At 37.0% G+C, this 284-nt stretch carries 1 protein-coding gene; it reads left to right on the top strand.

The window, feature by feature from the left end:
• Nucleotides 1–284 (top strand): AAA family ATPase (locus tag ACNDLV_RS08085; RefSeq protein ID WP_498883094.1); only part of this gene is annotated, 284 nt, incomplete at both ends.

Raw genomic sequence — 284 nt, 5'->3', positions numbered from 1 at the left:
GATGATATCTGCGTCATGATTGAACAAGCTATCTGTTTAGAAGCTGGAGTAACCTCACTTGCTGATTTAGGTTATGGACGTGGATATGCAATGTTTAATAGTGCATTACAACAATTTGTTGTAGATCTTAAAGCTTTACCGATGGATATTATTTTTATCAGTCGTGAGCTAGAAGAATCTGAAATGGGGAGTTCAGTAGCTCCTACACTCAAACCCTCGCTTAAGAAAAAATACTACAACATTGTAGCAGGAAATTGCGATGTGGTTATTCACTTACGAAAGTT

This window comes from Lactobacillus fornicalis, assembly GCF_055362665.1.
This window is presented reverse-complemented; position numbering and strand designations above follow the sequence as displayed.